Here is an 18,518-nt window from a genome sequence, read left to right on the forward strand (position 1 = left end):
CACAGGACGTTTTCCACAGGGGTGGCCGGGCCGCGGCGGCGTTGGCACAGTGATGCACATGCGGGGGTGGTGGCAGGACCTCACCGACCTGGTGCTGCCGGCCGACTGCGCGGGCTGCGGAGCACCTCGTACGGCGCTCTGCCCGCGCTGCCGAGTCGCGCTGTACGGACACGCGCCGCGGCGGGTGCGGCCGGTGCCGGAGCCGGCCGGGCTGCCGGTGGTGCACGCGGCGGCGCCGTACGCGGGGGAGGTGCGCACACTGCTTCTCGCGCACAAGGAGCGGGGCGCGCTGGCCCTCGCGGGAGCGCTGGGGGCGGCACTGGCGGGCGCCGTGCGGGCGGGGCTCGGCGCGAGCGGCGCCGGTGCCTCGGGCCGTGCGGGCGTCGCCGGGGGTGCCGGTGTCTCGGGCCGTGCCGGCGCCGGAGGCGTCGGGACCGTGCTGCTCGTCCCCGTGCCGTCCGCCCGGTGGGCGGTGCGGGCGCGTGGGCACGATCCGGTGCGGCGGATGGCGCTCGCGGCGGCCGGCGAGCTGCGGCGCACCGGCACGCCGGCCAGGGTGGCGGCCGTGCTGCGCCAGCGGCGGCCGGTGGCGGACCAGGCCGGGCTGGACGCGCGGCGGCGCCTCGCCAACCTCGCGGGCGCGCTGGAGGTGACGGCGGGCGGCGGCCGGCTGCTCGGCACGGGACAGGTCGTGCTCGTGGACGACCTGATCACGACCGGCGCCAGCCTCGCGGAGGCGGCGCGGGCCGTCCGGGAGGCGACGCAGGAGCGAACTGGAGTGAGAACAGTCGTGTACGGAGCCGTAACTCGGGAAGGAAGGGATGAACGACGGACCGGAGCGCGAGGGGAGAGCCGGAACTGGGTGCACGGTGCACCCGAAAAGGCGGCCGGGAACACCGACCGGCATGCCCTCCGTGCGGCTGTGATCGCCGCTCCGCGGGATTCTTTCGAAATGAACCGGAACTGACCGTCGACCTGCATCGTTGCAGGTAGCGAGAGGGGAATTTCACCTGAACGGGGGTACGCCGGAGTAGAGGGTGACGACATCCGTCCGGGCGAGATATGTTCGGTTGTGAGGAAAGGCGCAGGCCACACCTCTCATATCCGAATGCCGTGCCACGGGTTTTGGGCAATCACCCGTGCCGGTGGGGTGGAGATCTCGCCCACGGGGGAGGAGGAGGTGGAAGTCACCGAGTCCGAGGTCCGGTGCTCACCGGACCTGGTGCGAAAGGGAGATGCTCCGCCGACCGAGCGGAGCGATCCGGGAACGGAGTTCTGCGTGGACATCGTCGTCAAGGGCCGCAAGACCGAGGTGCCCGAGCGGTTCCGCAAGCACGTGGCCGAGAAGCTGAAGCTGGAGAAGATCCAGAGGCTCGATGCCAAGGTGATCAGCCTCGACGTCGAGGTGTCCAAGGAGCCCAACCCCCGACAGGCCGACCGCTGTGACCGAGTGGAGATCACGCTCCGCTCCCGCGGTCCGGTGATCCGGGCGGAGGCAGCGGCAAGCGACCCGTACGCGGCACTCGACCTGGCGGCGGAGAAGCTGGACGCCCGGCTGCGCAAGCAGCACGACAAGCGTTTCTCCCGCCGAGGCGCACGCCGGATCTCGGCGGCCGAGGTCGCCGACCACGTACCGGGCGCGGCGACGCTGAACGGCAACGGCCTCCCCGTCGAGGAGGAAGAGACGGACGGCGTGCCGACGAAGAAGATCGGTTCGCTGGAGGTCAAGGGCGAAGGCCCCCTCGTCGTCCGCGAGAAGACGCATGTCGCCGCCCCGATGAGCCTCGACCAGGCGCTCTACGAGATGGAACTGGTCGGCCACGACTTCTACTTGTTCGTCGACGCGGAGACGAAGGAACCGAGCGTCGTCTACCGCCGCCACGCGTACGACTACGGCGTCATCCGCCTCAGCACGGACCCGATGGTCGCTGAGGCCGAGCCCCCTGCCGCAGGTGGCACGCTGGGCGGCTGACCGACCCGGCCCCACGCGAGCCGGTGCCCCTGGAAGCGCGTGTGCGCCCCCAGGGGCACCTGTGTGCGACCAGTTCACGCCTCGCCCGTCACCTCGGTGTCGCCCGGGCATGAAATCATGGCCGGACCGGCCCAATCGGTGGGCCGCTGCCTTGGGTTGGCGATGGCACAGGACCACAGGCCACAGCCTCAGGGGGAGGAACGATGGCGGACACCTTCGGACCGATGCGGGACGAGGATGACGACGACGGTGTCATCGGCACGGGCCCTGACGCGGGCTCCGCACGCGCGGAGCCGATCAGAGTCCTGGTCGTGGACGACCACGCCCTCTTCCGGCGCGGCCTGGAGATCGTGCTCGCGGCCGAGGAGGACATCCAGGTCGTCGGCGAGGCCGGCGACGGCGCCGAGGCCGTGGACAAGGCCGCCGATCTGCTGCCCGACATCGTGCTGATGGACGTACGCATGCCCAAGCGCGGCGGCATCGAGGCCTGCACCTCCATCAAGGAGGTCGCCCCCAGCGCCAAGATCATCATGCTGACGATCAGCGACGAGGAGGCCGACCTCTACGACGCGATCAAGGCGGGCGCGACCGGATACCTGCTCAAGGAGATCTCCACGGACGAGGTGGCGACCGCCATCCGGGCCGTGGCCGACGGGCAGTCGCAGATCAGCCCGTCCATGGCGTCCAAGCTCCTCACCGAGTTCAAGTCGATGATCCAGCGGACCGACGAGCGCCGCCTGGTACCCGCGCCGCGGCTGACCGACCGGGAGCTGGAGGTGCTCAAGCTGGTGGCCACCGGGATGAACAACCGGGACATCGCCAAGGAGCTGTTCATCTCCGAGAACACGGTGAAGAACCACGTCCGCAACATCCTGGAGAAGCTCCAGCTGCACTCCAGGATGGAGGCCGTGGTCTACGCGATGCGGGAGAAGATCCTCGAGATCCGCTAGCGGCCGCACCCGCCCTAGGCGAGGGCGCGGGCCAGCTCCCGCGCCAGAGGCTCGCGCAGGGCCGGGGCGTCCACCCGCTCCACCCGGACGTCCGTGCAGTTCACCCAGGCCGCCGCCTCGATCAGGGCCTGGGCGACCGCCGGGACCGCCTTCGCGTCGTCCACGGTGACCTGCCGGGCCACCAGCGTGCGCCCCTCGCGCGCCGGGTCGACCCGCCCGACCAGCCGGCCGCCCGCGAGCACCGGCATCGCGAAGTAGCCGTGCACCCGCTTCTGCCGGGGCACGTACGCCTCCAGCCGGTGGGTGAAGCCGAAGATCCGCTCCGTGCGCGCCCGCTCCCAGATCAGGGAGTCGAACGGCGACAGCAGCGTGGTCCGGTGCCGGCCGCGCGGCGGTGTCGCCAGCGCCGCCGGGTCGGCCCAGGCCGGCCTGCCCCAGCCCTCGACCTCCACCGGCACCAGGCCCGAGTCGGCGATCACCGCGTCGACCTGCTCGGCCTTGAGGCGGTGATAGTCGGCGATGTCCGCGCGCGTGCCCACCCCCAGGGACTCGCCGGCCTGCCGGACCAGGCGGCGCAGGCACTCGGCGTCGTCCAGCTCGTCGTGCAGCAGCGCGTCCGGGACGGCGCGCTCGGCGAGGTCGTACACCCGCTTCCAGCCGCGCCGCTCGACGCACACCACCTCGCCGTACATCAGCGCGCGCTCCACCGCGACCTTGGTGCCGGACCAGTCCCACCAGTCGCTCGTCTTCTTCGCGCCGCCCAGCTCCGTGGACGTCAGCGGGCCTTCCGCGCGCAGCTGCTTGATGACCTGGTCGTAGACACCCTCGGGCAGCTCGTGGTTCCAGTGCGGGCGGTCGCGGTAGGCGCGGCGGCGGAAGGCGAAGTACGGCCACTCCTCGATGGGCAGTACGCACGCCGCGTGCGACCAGTACTCGAAGGCGTGCGTGTCCTTCCAGTACGCCGCCTCGACCGCCTTGCGGCCGACCGCGCCCAGCCGGGCGTACGGCACGAGTTCATGGGAGCGGGCGAGGACCGAGATCGTGTCGAGCTGGACCGCGCCGAGGCGGCGCAGCACCCCGCGGACGCCGGCCCGCCGGTCGGGCGCGCCGAGGAGTCCCTGGGCCCGCAGGGCGATGCGGCGGGCGTCGTCCGCGGTGAGCGTGGTGGTCGGGCGCGGAAGGGTCGTCATGCCCCGGACGATAGAGGGTGCCACTGACAGTCCTACGTGACCTGCGGTTTCACCGGACGCGTGCGGGCAGGTACGGCGCCGTGGAGGGCAGACCCAGGTCCGAGGGGAGCAGGGAGCCGACCCAGCAGTCCCGGCGCACCCCCTTGTTGTTGATCGCGGAGCGCAGCGTGCCCTCCATGGTGAAACCCGCGCGTTCGGCCACCGCGCGGGAGGCGTGGTTGCCTACCTCGGCGCGCCATTCGACCCGGTCGACGCCGACCTCGGTGAAGATCCACCGGCAGGCGGCGAGCGTGGCCTCGGTGACGTAACCGCGGCCGCGGTGCTCCTTGGCCGCCCAGAAGCCGATCTCCGCCACGCCGAGCGAACGCATGGTGAGACCGAGCATGCCGGCGAGTTCCCCGCCGTGGACGAACACGCCGAAGGTGAACATCGAGCCCTCCACCCAGCCGTCGGGAACCATCTGCTCGGTGAAGCCGCTCGCGTGCTCGGGCAGATACGGCGACGGCACGGTGGTCCAGCGCTGGATGTCGGGGTCCTGCACGGCGTCGTACACCGCCTGGGTGTCGTGCGGGCCGACCGTGCGCAGGAGCAGTCGGTCCGTGGTCAGTGTGACGGGTTCCATCGGCCGATTGTGCTGGAGTTCCCCCGGTCGGGCCATCGTTTTTCGCTGTCCGTGATCGCGTGATCACGATTCGCGCAAGACCTCGCCGGGACGCGGCACTATCCGCGCGGCCCGTGCGTTGTCCCGGATGAGACAGCCGTCGGCCCGCCGGGCCTCCCGGCCCAGCCGGGTCCTCGCATACGATGGCCGTTGCTCAGTACGTCAAATGGAAACCGACCGTCCCAGGCCCGACCGGCAAGGAGACAAACCCCCGTGTCCGTCCTCTCGAAGATCATGCGTGCAGGCGAAGGCAAGATCCTGCGCAAGCTGCACCGCATCGCGGACCAGGTCAACTCCATCGAAGAGGACTTCGTGAACCTCTCCGACGCCGAGCTGCGGGCCCTCACCGACGAGTACAAGCAGCGGTACGCCGATGGTGAGAGCCTGGACGACCTGCTCCCCGAGGCGTTCGCCACCGTCCGCGAGGCCGCCAAGCGCGTGCTCGGGCAGCGGCACTACGACGTGCAGCTGATGGGCGGCGCCGCCCTCCACCTCGGCTACGTGGCCGAGATGAAGACCGGTGAGGGCAAGACCCTCGTCGGCACCCTGCCCGCGTATCTGAACGCCCTGTCCGGCGACGGCGTCCACATCGTCACGGTCAACGACTACCTGGCCGAGCGCGACTCCGAGATGATGGGCCGCGTCCACAAGTTCCTGGGCCTGGACGTGGGCGTCATCCTCGCCAGCATGACCCCGGCGCAGCGCCGCGAGCAGTACAACTGCGACATCACCTACGGCACGAACAACGAGTTCGGCTTCGACTACCTGCGCGACAACATGGCGTGGTCGAAGGACGAGCTGGTGCAGCGCGGCCACAACTTCGCGATCGTCGACGAGGTCGACTCCATCCTCATCGACGAGGCCCGTACGCCGCTGATCATCTCCGGTCCGGCCGACCAGGCCACGAAGTGGTACGGCGACTTCGCCAAGCTGGTCACCCGCCTCAAGCGCGGCGAGGCCGGCAACCCGCTCAAGGGCATCGAGGAGACCGGCGACTACGACGTCGACGAGAAGAAGCGCACGGTCGCCATCCACGAGCCCGGTGTCAGCAAGGTCGAGGACTGGCTGGGCATCGACAACCTCTACGAGTCGGTGAACACCCCGCTCGTGGGCTACCTGAACAACGCCATCAAGGCCAAGGAGCTGTTCAAGCGCGACAAGGACTACGTCGTCATCGACGGCGAGGTCATGATCGTCGACGAGCACACCGGCCGAATCCTCGCCGGCCGCCGCTACAACGAGGGCATGCACCAGGCGATCGAGGCGAAGGAAGGGGTGGACATCAAGGACGAGAACCAGACGCTCGCCACGATCACCCTGCAGAACTTCTTCCGCCTCTACGAGAAGCTCTCCGGCATGACCGGTACGGCGATGACCGAGGCCGCCGAGTTCCACCAGATCTACAAGCTCGGCGTGGTCCCGATCCCGACCAACAAGCCGATGATCCGCAAGGACCAGTCGGACCTGATCTACCGCACCGAGGTCGCCAAGTTCGAGGCGGTCGTCGACGACATCGCGGAGAAGCACGAGAAGGGCCAGCCGATCCTCGTCGGCACGACCTCCGTCGAGAAGTCGGAGTACCTCTCGCAGCAGCTCAGCAAGCGCGGCATCCAGCACGAGGTGCTCAACGCCAAGCAGCACGACCGCGAGGCGCAGATCGTCGCCCAGGCCGGCCGCAAGGGCGCGGTGACCGTGGCCACCAACATGGCCGGCCGTGGTACGGACATCAAGCTCGGCGGCAACCCCGAGGACCTCGCCGAGGCGGAGCTGCGCCAGCGCGGCCTCGACCCCGAGGAGCACATCGAGGAGTGGGCCGCGGCCCTGCCGGCGGCGCTGGAGCGGGCCGAGGCCGCGGTCAAGGCCGAGAAGGAGGAGGTCGAGGCGCTCGGCGGTCTCTACGTCCTCGGCACCGAGCGGCACGAGTCGCGTCGTATCGACAACCAGCTGCGCGGCCGTTCCGGCCGTCAGGGCGACCCCGGCGAGTCCCGCTTCTACCTCTCCCTCGGCGACGACCTGATGCGCCTGTTCAAGGCCCAGATGGTCGAGCGCGTGATGTCCATGGCCAACGTGCCGGACGACGTGCCGATCGAGAACAAGATGGTCACGCGCGCGATCGCGTCCGCGCAGTCGCAGGTCGAGCAGCAGAACTTCGAGACCCGTAAGAACGTCCTGAAGTACGACGAGGTCCTCAACCGGCAGCGCGAGGTCATCTACGGCGAGCGGCGCCGCGTGCTGGAGGGCGAGGACCTGCAGGAGCAGATCCAGCACTTCATGGACGACACCATCGACGCGTACATCCACGCGGAGACCTCCGAGGGCTTCCCCGAGGACTGGGACCTGGACCGGCTGTGGGGCGCCTTCCGGCAGCTGTACCCGGTGAAGGTCACCATCGAGGAGCTGGAGGAGGCGGCCGGCGACCGGGCCGGTCTGACCGCCGAGTTCATCTCCGAGTCCATCAAGGAGGACATCCACGAGCAGTACGAGGCCCGCGAGGCCCAGCTCGGCTCCGAGATCATGCGTGAGCTGGAGCGCCGGGTCGTGCTGTCGGTCCTCGACCGCAAGTGGCGCGAGCACCTCTACGAGATGGACTACCTCCAGGAGGGCATCGGCCTGCGCGCGATGGCGCAGAAGGACCCGCTGGTCGAGTACCAGCGCGAGGGCTTCGACATGTTCACCGCGATGATGGAGGGCATCAAGGAGGAGTCCGTCGGCTATCTGTTCAACCTGGAGGTCCAGGTCGAGCAGCAGGTCGAGGAGGTCCCGGTCGAGGCCGCGGAGGCGGTCGGCGACGGCGTGCAGGACACGGTTCCGGCGCAGGCCGGGGCGCGGCCGGAGATCCGGGCGAAGGGCCTGGACGTTCCGCAGCGGCGGGACCTGCACTTCTCGGCGCCGACCGTGGACGGTGAGGGCGGCATCGTGGAGCGCGACCTCGAGGACGAGGAGCCGGTGCGCTCCGAGGCGGACGGTCTGACGCGGGCCGAGCGCCGGCGGCAGGCGAAGGGCGGCCGACGCCGCAAGAAGTAACACGCCGCCGCGCACTGGTCGTAGAACCAACACGCCCCTGCGCACGGGCCGTTGACAAGGGCCGGGTTCCTTTCGGGACCCGGCCCTTCTCCGGTCGCTGCTCCCTGCCGCGGCTCGGGCGCCGCCCCGGTGGTCTAGGGGCGGCTGCCGGTCTCCACGGCCGTGCAGCGCCAGCGGAGGTCCCGGCCGCGTTCCAGGCGGAAGGCCAGAGCGCGGAGCCGGTCGCCGGCGGCGATGCGGGCGAACACCTCGAGGGTGCCCTCGCCGGCGACGTAGTAGCCGATGTCATGGACGACCGGGCGGGTCCCGCGTGTGCGCAGGGGGCTGCGCTCGGCGAGGCGGGCCAGGTCGTCGTAGGCGCGGCCGGCGGTGTGCCGGAGCATCCAGTGGACGGGCCGCTGACCGCTCAGGACGGCCAGCAGACGGTCGGCGAACAGGTCGGTGGGGCGCGGCGGCGGCAGGACGGCCCGCGGCGCCGTGCGGACCGTCCCCGCGTCCGCGGGCGCGGGCGGTGGCGTCTCGCGCTTGTTCCTGACCGGCGGCTTGCGGGGCGGGGCGCCGCCCGGGCGGCGGGTGTCGTGGCGGGTCGGCGGGCGGTGGCGCGGGCGGGGGGCGCGGCTCGTCGCCCCGGGCGTGGTGCGGCTCATGACCTTGTTCATGGGGTCCCCGTTCGGCGGGCCCGGACGTACCGGGCGGTAACTCGCTGGTGGGGATCTTGTACGGGGCCCGGAACGGGGTGGCAAGGACGGTGAGCACGGGGCGGCCGCGCCGGAGCGGTTCACCTATCCGAGGGACGCCGGGGTCGCCGGCCCCCGGGACGCGGCGGCCGCACCGGGTGAACGCCGGGCACGGGGTGGACGCCTCCCGGCGTGTGGGCACAGACCCGAAAGGGGACGGGCACACGTATCCTGAAGGCCCTCCGGGAGACGCGCCAGCCGGCCTTCCCGGGGCCACAGCGGAGCCTTTTGAGCAGGAAAGAGCGGCCAGCATGCGCGTCTACGTCCCCCTGACCCTCCCCGGTCTCGCCGAGGCGCACAAGACGGGCGAGCTGGGGGCCGGACCGTTCACCGGGTATGCCGTCACCCCCGGGTTGCGCGAGTGGTACCTCTCCGAGGACATCGAGGAACTGGAGTACGCGGCGCTCAGCCGGGCCGCGCTGGCCTCGCTGCGGCTGCTGGCGGCGGATCCGGGTGCGGTAAGGCGCCGGGTCGTGGTCGCCGTGGACGTGGCCGACGGCGCCGTGCGCGTGGACCCGGACCGCGCGCTCGACCCGGCCGCGCTCGGCGAGGTGACCGTGACGGCGACCGTGCCGCTCGCCAAGGCGGCCGCGGTGCACGTCGACGCCGATGACGCGGAGCAGGACGTGGCCGCGGCGGCCGAGGCGCTCCAGGCCGCCGACGGCGGGGACGACGACGCGCAGTTCGTCGTGGACGGCGCGGACGACCACGAGCTGCTGTGGTACGCCACGCAGGAGATCCCCAACCTGGTCGGACTGGCCTGACCCGGCCTCGCGCCCCGCGGAAGCGAGCCCTGCCCGGGTGCTCGGCCGGCGCCGTTGTCAGTGGGGGCGGGTACGGTTTTTGACATGGGGATGCAGGCAAGCGCGCACATCGTCTGGGACTGGAACGGCACGCTGTTCCACGACAATGACGCGATCATCGGGGCGACGAACGCGGCCTTCGCCGAGCTGGGGCTGGCGCCGATCACGCTGGAGCAGTACCGGGCGCTGTACTGCGTGCCGGTGCCGAAGTTCTACGAGCGGCTGCTCGGGCGGCTGCCGACCGACGCCGAGTGGGAGCTGATGGACGACGTCTTCCACCGGTACTACGCCGAGCACCGGGCGCGGTGCCGCCTGACCGAGGGGGCGGAGGAGCTGCTCTCGGGGTGGCGGTCGGCGGGGGGCAGCCAGTCGCTGCTGAGCATGTACGTGCACGAGGAACTGGTGCCGCTCGTGCGGGGGTTCGGCATAGAGGCGCACTTCCTGCGGGTCGACGGGCGCACGGGGCCGTCCGGGGGCAGCAAGGCCGCGCACATGGTCCGGCATCTTCAGGCGCTGACCGGGGCCGTCGAGCCTGCGCGGACCGTCGTGATCGGGGACGCGGCGGACGACGCCATCGCGGCGCGGGAGGTGGGAGCGCGAGCCGTGCTGTACACCGGCGGGTCGCACAGCCGGGCCAGCCTCGAGCAGGCGGGGGTCCCGGTGGTGGACACGCTGGCGGAGGCGGTGGAGGAAGCCCAGCGAATAGCGGCGTAACCGACCCCGCCCCCGCCGCCCGGTCTCAGCTCACCGGCGCCCTGGTCAGCTCGCCGGCGCCTTGGAGCGCAGCACCTTCAGGAACTCGCGCATCCAGGTCGGGTGGTCGGGCCAGGCCCGGGAGGAGACGAGGGTGCCGTCGACCACCGCTTCGGTGTCCTGGAAGCTCGCTCCGGCCGCCTGCATGTCCGGCTCCAGCGCGGGGTACGCCGTGACCCGGCGGCCGCGCAGGCTGTCGATCGCCGCGGTGAGCAGGGGGCCGTGGCAGATCTGGGCGACCGGCCGGTCGGAGTCGAAGAACGCCTTGAGGATCTTGCGGAGTTCGGGGTCGTTGCGCAGGTACTCCGGGGCCCGGCCTCCGGGGATGACGAGGGCCGCATACTCGCCGGGGTCCACGTCGGCGAAGGCGAGATCGGCGGGCCAGGTGTAGCCGGGCTTCTCGGTGTAGGTGTCGTAACCGGGTTCGAAGTCGTGGACGACGAAGCGGAGGGTCTTGCGCGACGGGGCCGCGATGTGGACCTCGTAGCCCTCCTCGCGAAGGCGCTGGTAGGGGTAGAGGACTTCCAGGGACTCCGCCGCGTCGCCGGTGACGATCAGGATCTTCGTGGGCATGTCGGCTCCTCCGGGTGCTCCGGTGCTCCTGTACTGCCGGTGCGCACGGCCTGCGCGCTGTCCGCACGCTCTGTGTGCTCCGTGTGCTCCGTGTGCTCCTGTGCGGGACTCGCTGTCACTGGCAACGTGCCAACACCGGGCATGCTTGCCAAGGGGGCCGTCGCCGTTCCGGCCCACGTCCTGCTCTCAGAGTGCGGTCGGGGTCCGTGCGGCGCGACCGGGAAACACGCACGCGTCACCACCCTCCGGATACGTCATCGCGGCCCACCCCACCCCTGTGCAGAACGTCAAACTTGACCCCTCGGTTTTGTACACATACGGCTCATGACGGGCCCCCCGTAAGGAGCGATAGCCTTGTGGCGTGATCAGCGCGATATCTCGCGGGGGCGACGCTGCCCCTGCCCTGCGCCCGGGTTGCACGGAGCACCTCCGTGACCGGGCGGCGGTCGCTGGTCTTCGCGGGCGGGACGGGGCCGTGGCAGCCCCCGGGACGCCGAGGACACCCCTGGATACGGCGGCGCAGAGAGCAGCGTCACACCCGACGGGCGTATCGAGAATGGCTGAAATCCCCCCGCTCATCTCACCTCGCGGCATAGCGTCGATGCGGACCGGAGACCCCGGGCCGTGGCGTCGCGCCGGAGGGAAAGAGACCGTACTTCCTTCTACGTCACGCAACGGCGCGCGACAGGAGTCAGAGGACAATGCAGACCAAGCTGGACGAAGCCAAGGCCGAGCTGCTCGAGAGGGCTGCCCGGGTAGCTGAGAACAGCCCGGTCGGGGGGCACCTACCGACCGGGACCGCGGGCGAGGGCTCCCCGGACACCCCGGACAGCGAGTCCGTGCTCGCGTTCCTCCAGCGCTACTACCTGCACACCGCCCCGGAAGACCTCACCGACCGCGACCCGGTCGACGTCTTCGGCGCCGCGGTCTCGCACTACCGTCTCGCCGAGAACCGCCCCCAGGGCACGGCGAACGTGCGGGTCCACACCCCGACCGTGGAGGAGAACGGCTGGACCTGCAGCCACTCGGTCGTGGAGGTCGTCACCGACGACATGCCCTTCCTCGTCGACTCGGTCACCAATGAGCTGACCCGGCGCGGGCGCGGCATCCACGTGGTCATCCACCCCCAGTTCGTCGTCCGGCGCGACCTGACCGGCAAGCTGATCGAGGTCCTGCCCACCCCGCCGAGCGGCGACCTGCCGCACGACGCGCACTTCGAGTCCTGGATCCATGTCGAGATCGACCGGGAGACCGACCGCGCCGACCTGAAGCAGATCACCGCCGACCTGCTGCGCGTGCTCAACGACGTCCGCGAGGCCGTCGAGGACTGGGAGAAGATGCGGGACGCGGCGACCCGGATCGCCGACGGCCTGCAGAGCGAGCCCCTTCCCGGCGACCTGCCCGCGGCCGAGGCCGCGGAGGCCCGCGAGCTGCTGCGCTGGCTGGCCGACGACCACTTCACCTTCCTCGGCTTCCGCGAGTACCAGCTGCGCGAGGACGACACGCTCGCCGCCGTCCCCGGCACCGGCCTGGGCATACTGCGCTCGGACCCGCACCACGCCGAGGACGAGAAGCACCCGGTCAGCCCCTCCTTCGAGCGGCTGCCGGCCGACGCCCGCGCCAAGGCCCGCGAGCACCGGCTGCTCGTGCTGACCAAGGCCAACAGCCGCGCCACCGTGCACCGGCCGTCGTACCTGGACTACATCGGCGTCAAGAAGTTCGACGCGGACGGCAACGTCGTCGGCGAGCGCCGCTTCCTGGGCCTGTTCTCCTCCGCCGCCTACACCGAGTCGGTGCGCCGCGTCCCGGTCATCCGCCGCAAGGTCGACGAGGTGCTGGAGCGCGCCGGGTTCTCGCCCAACAGCCACGACGGCCGCGACCTGCTGCAGATCCTGGAGACCTACCCGCGCGACGAGCTGTTCCAGACACCCGCCGCCGAACTGCAGTCCATCGTCACGAGCGTTCTCTACCTGCAGGAGCGGCGCCGGCTCCGGCTCTACCTGCGCCAGGACGAGTACGGCCGCTACTACTCGGCCCTCGTCTACCTGCCGCGGGACCGCTACACCACCGGGGTCCGGCTGAGGATCATCGACATCCTCAAGGAGGAGCTGGGCGGCGTCAGCGTCGACTTCACCGCCTGGAACACCGAGTCGATCCTCTCCCGGCTGCACTTCGTCGTCCGCGTCCCGCCGGGCACCGAGCTGCCCCAGCTGTCGGACGCCGACAAGGAGCGCATCGAGGCCCGCCTGGTCGAGGCCGCCCGGTCCTGGGCCGACGCGTTCGCCGAGGCGCTGACCGCCGAGTGCGGCGAGGAGCGCGCGGCCGAGGTGCTGCGCCGCTACAACAACGCCTTCCCCGAGGGCTACAAGGCCGACCACACCCCGCGCGCCGCGGTGGCCGACCTCGTCCACCTGGAGCAGCTCAGCGAGGACAAGACCTTCAGCCTGAGCCTGTACGAGCCGGTGGGCGCCGGACCGGAGGAGCGCCGGTTCAAGATCTACCAGAAGGGCGGCACCGTCTCCCTGTCCAAGGTGCTGCCGGTGCTCAGCCGCCTCGGCGTCGAGGTCACCGACGAGCGGCCGTACGAGCTGCGCTGCGCGGACCGCACCACGGCCTGGATCTACGACTTCGGCCTGCGCATGCCCAAGGCGACGAGCGCGGGCGGGGATCTCGGTGACGACGCCCGCGAGCGCTTCCAGGAGGCCTTCGCCGCCACCTGGACCGGCAAGGCGGAGAACGACGGCTTCAACGCGCTGGTGCTGAGCGCCGGGCTGACCTGGCGGCAGGCCATGGTGCTGCGCGCCTACGCCAAGTACCTGCGGCAGGCCGGTTCGACCTTCTCGCAGGACTACATGGAGGACACCCTCCGCAACAACGTCCACACCACCCGGCTCCTCGTCTCCCTGTTCGAGGCCCGGATGTCCCCGGACCGGCAGAAGGCCGGCCTGGAGCTGATCGACGCCCTCCTCGAGGAGGTCGACGCGGCCCTGGACCAGGTGGCGAGCCTGGACGAGGACAGGATCCTGCGCTCCTTCCTCACCGTCATCAAGGCGACCCTGCGCACGAACTTCTTCCAGGAGGCGCAGGGCGGCAAGCCGCACGACTACGTCTCCATGAAGTTCGACCCGCAGGCCATCCCGGACCTGCCGGCGCCCCGCCCGGCGTACGAGATCTGGGTGTACTCGCCGCGCGTCGAGGGCGTGCACCTGCGCTTCGGCAAGGTCGCGCGCGGCGGCCTGCGCTGGTCCGACCGCCGTGAGGACTTCCGCACCGAGATCCTCGGCCTGGTCAAGGCGCAGATGGTGAAGAACACCGTCATCGTGCCGGTCGGCGCCAAGGGCGGCTTCGTCGCCAAGCAGCTGCCCGACCCGAGCGTGGACCGGGACGCCTGGATGGCCGAGGGCATCGCCAGCTACAAGATGTTCATCTCGGGCCTGCTCGACATCACCGACAACATGGTCGCCGGCGAGGTCGTGCCCCCGCAGGACGTCGTCCGGCACGACGGCGACGACACCTACCTGGTGGTCGCCGCCGACAAGGGCACCGCCACCTTCTCCGACATCGCCAACGGGGTCGCGGAGAAGTACAACTTCTGGCTCGGCGACGCCTTCGCCTCCGGCGGCTCGGCGGGCTACGACCACAAGGGCATGGGCATCACCGCGCGCGGCGCGTGGGAGTCCGTGAAGCGGCACTTCCGCGAGCTGGGCGTGGACACGCAGACCGAGGACTTCACGGTCGTCGGCATCGGTGACATGTCCGGTGACGTGTTCGGCAACGGCATGCTGCTCTCGGAGCACATCCGCCTGGTCGCCGCCTTCGACCACCGGCACATCTTCATCGACCCGAACCCGGACGCGGCCACCTCCTACGCCGAGCGCCGCCGGCTGTTCGAGCTGTCCCGCTCCAGCTGGGCCGACTACAACACCGAGCTGCTGTCGGCGGGCGGCGGGATCTTCCCGCGCAGCGCCAAGTCGATCCCGGTCAACGCCCACATCCGCGAGGCCCTCGGCATCGAGGAGAAGGTCACCAAGATGACCCCGGCCGACCTGATGAAGGCCATCCTCAAGGCGCCGGTGGACCTGCTGTGGAACGGCGGCATCGGCACGTACGTGAAGTCGTCGGCCGAGTCGCACGCGGACGTCGGCGACAAGGCCAACGACGCGATCCGCGTCGACGGCAGCGACCTGCGGGTCAAGGTCGTCGGCGAGGGCGGCAACCTGGGCCTGACCCAGCTCGGCCGGATCGAGTTCGCCATGAACGGCGGCAAGATCAACACCGATGCGATCGACAACAGCGCCGGCGTGGACACCTCCGACCACGAGGTGAACATCAAGATCCTGCTCAACGGCCTGGTCGCGGACGGCGACATGACCGTCAAACAGCGCAACAAACTGCTCGCCGAGATGACCGACGAGGTCGGCGCGCTGGTCCTGCGCAACAACTACGCGCAGAACACCGCGATCGCCAACGCCCTGTCCCAGGCCAAGGACATGCTCCACGCCCAGCAGCGGTTCATCCGCCACCTGGTGCGCGAGGGCCACCTGGACCGGGCGCTGGAGTTCCTGCCGACCGACCGCCAGATCCGCGAGCGCCTCGCCCAGGGGCAGGGGCTGACCAGCCCGGAGACCGCCGTCGTCCTGGCGTACACGAAGATCACGGTCGCCGAGGAGCTGCTGCACACCACGCTCCCCGACGACCCGTACCTGCGCGGCCTGCTGCACGCCTACTTCCCGACGGCCCTGCGCGAGAAGTTCGCCGAGGCCATCGACAAGCACCCGCTGCGCCGCGAGATCACCACGACCGTGTTGGTCAACGACACGGTCAACACGGGTGGTACGACCTATCTGCACCGCCTGCGCGAGGAGACCGGCGCCTCCCTGGAGGAGATCGTCCGGGCGCAGACCGCGGCCCGCGCGATCTTCCGCTCGGCACCGGTGTGGGACGCGGTGGAGGAGCTGGACAACAAGGTCGACGCGGCCGTGCAGACCCGGATCCGGCTGCACTCGCGCCGGCTCGTCGAGCGCGGCACGCGCTGGCTGCTCAACAACCGGCCGCAGCCGCTGCAGCTCGCCGAGACGGTCGAGTTCTTCGCCGAGCGGGTCGAGCGGGTCTGGCAGGAGCTGCCCAAGCTGCTCAGGGGCGCGGACCTGGAGTGGTACCAGCAGGTGTACGACGAGCTGTCCGCGGCCGGCGTCCCGGACGAAGTGGCCACGCGCGTGGCCGGGTTCTCCTCCGCCTTCCCGGCGCTCGACATCGTGTCGGTGGCCGACCGCATGGGCAAGGACCCGCTGGACGTCGCCGAGGTGTACTACGACCTCGCCGACCGGCTCAGCATCACCCAGCTCATGGACCGCATCATCGAGCTGCCCCGCAACGACCGCTGGCAGTCCATGGCCCGCGCCTCCATCCGCGAGGACCTGTACGCGGCGCACGCGGCGCTCACCGCGGACGTCCTCGCGGTCGGCAACGGCACCTCCACGCCGGAGCAGCGCTTCAAGGCGTGGGAGCAGAAGAACGCGCCCATCCTCAGCCGGGCGCGCACCACCCTGGAGGAGATCCGCAGTTCGGAGACCTTCGACCTCGCCAACCTGTCGGTGGCGATGCGGACGATGCGGACGCTGCTGCGCACGCATTCGTAGCCGTACGGCGGTCAGAGCGCCCCGGGCCGACGTCGCATCGGCCCGGGGCGTTCCCTTTCTTGCCGAGGATTAGCCAAAAAAGACCGGCGAATTTACCGTTTCCTGCTCATCGATAGGTGTCGGATAGGGTCTGCGCTGTGACTGTTCAACTCACCGAGACGCGCCCGGCAGCACCTCCCGCGCCGGCTCCGGCCCGGCGGCCCGCCACGCGGGTCGTGCTGGAAGTCGTGAAATTCGGGATCGTCGGCGGCAGCGGCGTCCTCGTCAATTTCCTGATCTTCAACCTGCTGCTGCACGGCCTGGGTTGGCAGGCGATGACCGCCACCGTGCTGGCCAGCTGTATCGCGATGGCGACCAATTACCTGGGGTTCCGCTATTTCGCCTATCGCGACCGGGCCTCGCGCACCCGCGGCCAGATCATCCTGTTCTTCGTGTTCAGCGGCCTCGGTGTCGTGATGGAAATCGGTCTGTTCTGGGTCGGTTACCACGGCCTCGGCCTGCACAGCATGCTCGAATCCAATGGGGCGAAGGCACTGTCGATCGTGCTCGCCTCCGCGTTCCGTTTCCTCGTCTACCGCACCTGGGTGTTCCGGCAGGATGTACACCGCACCGTCTGAGACCGAGCCGGTGAGCCGCACCGAACCGCCGACGGCCGCGGCGCGCGCCGGCCGGGCGCTGCCGCAGGCGGCCGCCGCGCTCGTCGTCGTCCTTCTGCTCCTGGTGATCGTCCGCCTGCCCTGGGCGGGCGACCTCGGCATGCACGCGGCCACCGTCCAGCGCCTGAGCCACCACCTGGCCCACCCCGGCAACCCGCTGGTCGACGCCGACACGCCGAGCCCCTACTACTCGCCGTGGATGCTGGTCCTGGGCGTGGTCGCCAAGCTGACCGGCCTGTCGGTGTTCGTCGTGCTGCGGCTCGCCGCGCTGACCGGGCTGAGCCTGCTGGTCACCGGCGTGTGGCGGTACGCCCGCACCCTCTCCGCGCACCGCGCGGCCCCCGCCCTGGCCCTGCTCGGCCTGGTCTTCCTGTGGGGCACGCTGCTGTTCAACTGGTCCGGCTTCCTGGGCCTGAACTCCCTCGCGCTGACGGTGTCGTACCCCAGCGTGTTCGCGCTCGGCCTCACCTTCCACTTCTGGGCCTGGCTCACGCGCGCGGCACGGGAGGAGGCGCCGTGGGGGCGGTGGCTGTGGCTCGGGGTCCTGTGGGCGCTGATCCTGCTGTGCCACCAGTTCACGGGCGTAGTGGCCTCTCTGGGGGCACTCGCCATGGTGATCGCGGCACGGCCGGCGCGGGCCGTGCTGCTGCGGCTGGCCGCCGCGCTCGCCCTGGGCCTGCTCCTGCTGTGGCTGTGGCCGTACTACGACTTCTTCTCCCTCTTCTCCGCCGGGGCGGACCTGGAGGCCATCCACAAGCCGCTGTACGAGCATCTGGCCGCGCGGTTCGGCCTGGTGCTGCTCGGGGTGGCGGCGCTGGTGGTCCGGCTGCGCCGCGACCGCTGGGACCCGCTGGCGCTGTTCTTCCTGCTGGGTGTGCTGGTGTTCGCCGCGGGCGGGCTGAGCGGCCACTACTCCTGGGGGCGTGCCCTGCCCGCCGCGCTGATTCCGGCGCAGCTCGCCGCCGCTCTGGAGGCCGTGTCGGCGGGGCGGCGGGCCGTGCGGGCGGGCTGGGCGTGCGTGCTGGGCGCCGCGCTGCTCGTCGGGGCGTGGACGCAGGTCGGCACGCTCGGGTATGTGACGGGGCGGGGCGCGCTGCCGTCCGCCGTCGCCGCGAAGTACCGGACGCCGTGGGTGGGGTACCACTGGATCACGCCGTGGGTGAAGTACGGGGACGTGGTGATGGCCCGGGAGTTCCCGGCGCGGCAGATTCCGGCGTACGGGGCGTACACCGTGGCGCCGGGGTATCCCGATGTGTTCCTTCGGGACGCGGGGCGTCGGGAGGCGGCGGTGGAGCGGTACTTCGCGGCGGGGACGTCGGCTTCCGCGCGGGCGGGGATTCTGCGGGCGTACGACGTGAAGTGGGTCGTGGGGCCGAGGAGCCTGGCGGGACCGGGACTCCGCGAGGTGACCGTCGGCCCGGCCTCCCAGGTCCTGTACCGAGTGGTGCGCTGAGCTGCGGGTGGGGCGCTGCCCCAGCGGCACGACTGCCCGCGGCTACGAGCGCCCCGAAGGGGCGCGGGGCTGCGTCGATATGCGGCTCCGCCGCGTGGGCGCGACCA

13 protein-coding genes are annotated in these 18,518 nt (G+C 70.9%); 9 read left to right on the forward strand and 4 right to left on the reverse strand.

All coding sequences use genetic code 11. The features are described from left to right. Positions 1-58 precede the first annotated feature (58 nt). The 3 genes from AB0950_RS23720 (at position 59) to AB0950_RS23730 (ending at position 2,922) form a co-directional block, all read left to right on the forward strand. Positions 59-967, forward strand: coding sequence for a ComF family protein (locus AB0950_RS23720; protein ID WP_366779360.1), 909 nt, complete (start codon positions 59-61; stop codon positions 965-967). A 312-nt stretch (positions 968-1,279) separates the two neighbouring features. Beyond that, positions 1,280-1,972: a ribosome-associated translation inhibitor RaiA gene (gene raiA, locus AB0950_RS23725; protein ID WP_360160510.1), complete on the forward strand. Its 693-nt coding sequence runs from the start codon at positions 1,280-1,282 to the stop codon at positions 1,970-1,972. Positions 1,973-2,175: 203 nt separating this feature from the next. Continuing rightward, a complete protein-coding gene (locus AB0950_RS23730) occupies positions 2,176-2,922 on the forward strand; it encodes a response regulator transcription factor (protein WP_360572547.1) in 747 nt (248 codons plus the stop codon). Positions 2,923-2,936: 14 nt separating this feature from the next. Here AB0950_RS23730 and AB0950_RS23735 read toward each other — a convergent pair whose 3' ends face one another. After that, positions 2,937-4,112, reverse strand: coding sequence for a crosslink repair DNA glycosylase YcaQ family protein (locus AB0950_RS23735; RefSeq protein WP_360572545.1), 1,176 nt, complete (start codon positions 4,110-4,112; stop codon positions 2,937-2,939). A 49-nt stretch (positions 4,113-4,161) separates the two neighbouring features. Continuing rightward, positions 4,162-4,734, reverse strand: coding sequence for a GNAT family N-acetyltransferase (locus AB0950_RS23740; RefSeq protein WP_360160507.1), 573 nt, complete (start codon positions 4,732-4,734; stop codon positions 4,162-4,164). 252 nt (positions 4,735-4,986) lie between these two features. Between AB0950_RS23740 and secA the strand changes: the two genes are divergently transcribed. Then, positions 4,987-7,797 carry a preprotein translocase subunit SecA gene (gene secA / locus AB0950_RS23745; protein ID WP_360160506.1) on the forward strand — a complete coding sequence of 937 codons (2,811 nt, stop codon included), beginning with the start codon at positions 4,987-4,989 and terminating at the stop codon, positions 7,795-7,797. 134 nt (positions 7,798-7,931) lie between these two features. Here the strand turns inward: secA and AB0950_RS23750 are convergent, their stop codons facing one another. Further along, a complete protein-coding gene (locus tag AB0950_RS23750) occupies positions 7,932-8,456 on the reverse strand; it encodes an Rv3235 family protein (RefSeq protein ID WP_360160505.1) in 525 nt (174 codons plus the stop codon). Positions 8,457-8,785: 329 nt separating this feature from the next. Here AB0950_RS23750 and AB0950_RS23755 point away from each other — a divergent pair, with 329 nt between their 5' ends. Next, positions 8,786-9,298, forward strand: a complete 513-nt coding sequence (locus AB0950_RS23755) for a hypothetical protein (protein ID WP_360160504.1) — start codon at positions 8,786-8,788, stop codon at positions 9,296-9,298. 84 nt (positions 9,299-9,382) lie between these two features. After that, positions 9,383-10,051: an HAD family hydrolase gene (locus AB0950_RS23760; protein ID WP_366779361.1), complete on the forward strand. Its 669-nt coding sequence runs from the start codon at positions 9,383-9,385 to the stop codon at positions 10,049-10,051. Between the two features lie 45 nt (positions 10,052-10,096). On the opposite strand, the gene AB0950_RS23765 is transcribed toward AB0950_RS23760, so the two are convergent. Then, positions 10,097-10,663, reverse strand: coding sequence for a DJ-1/PfpI family protein (locus AB0950_RS23765; protein ID WP_361979270.1), 567 nt, complete (start codon positions 10,661-10,663; stop codon positions 10,097-10,099). A 701-nt stretch (positions 10,664-11,364) separates the two neighbouring features. On the opposite strand from AB0950_RS23765, the gene AB0950_RS23770 reads away from it, so the two are divergent. The 3 genes from AB0950_RS23770 to AB0950_RS23780 all read left to right on the forward strand — a co-directional run bounded on the left by AB0950_RS23770 (position 11,365) and on the right by AB0950_RS23780 (position 18,411). Continuing rightward, a complete protein-coding gene (locus AB0950_RS23770; protein WP_360160501.1) occupies positions 11,365-16,302 on the forward strand; it encodes an NAD-glutamate dehydrogenase in 4,938 nt (1,645 codons plus the stop codon). A 137-nt stretch (positions 16,303-16,439) separates the two neighbouring features. Next, entirely contained in the window at positions 16,440-16,919 is a 480-nt protein-coding gene (locus AB0950_RS23775; protein WP_366779362.1) for a GtrA family protein, read from the forward strand. Positions 16,920-16,929: 10 nt separating this feature from the next. Beyond that, entirely contained in the window at positions 16,930-18,411 is a 1,482-nt protein-coding gene (locus AB0950_RS23780) for a hypothetical protein (RefSeq protein ID WP_366779363.1), read from the forward strand. Positions 18,412-18,518 lie beyond the last annotated feature (107 nt).

Origin of the sequence: Streptomyces sp. NPDC007189 (assembly GCF_040703635.1) — a bacterium.
Lineage (GTDB): Bacteria > Actinomycetota > Actinomycetes > Streptomycetales > Streptomycetaceae > Streptomyces.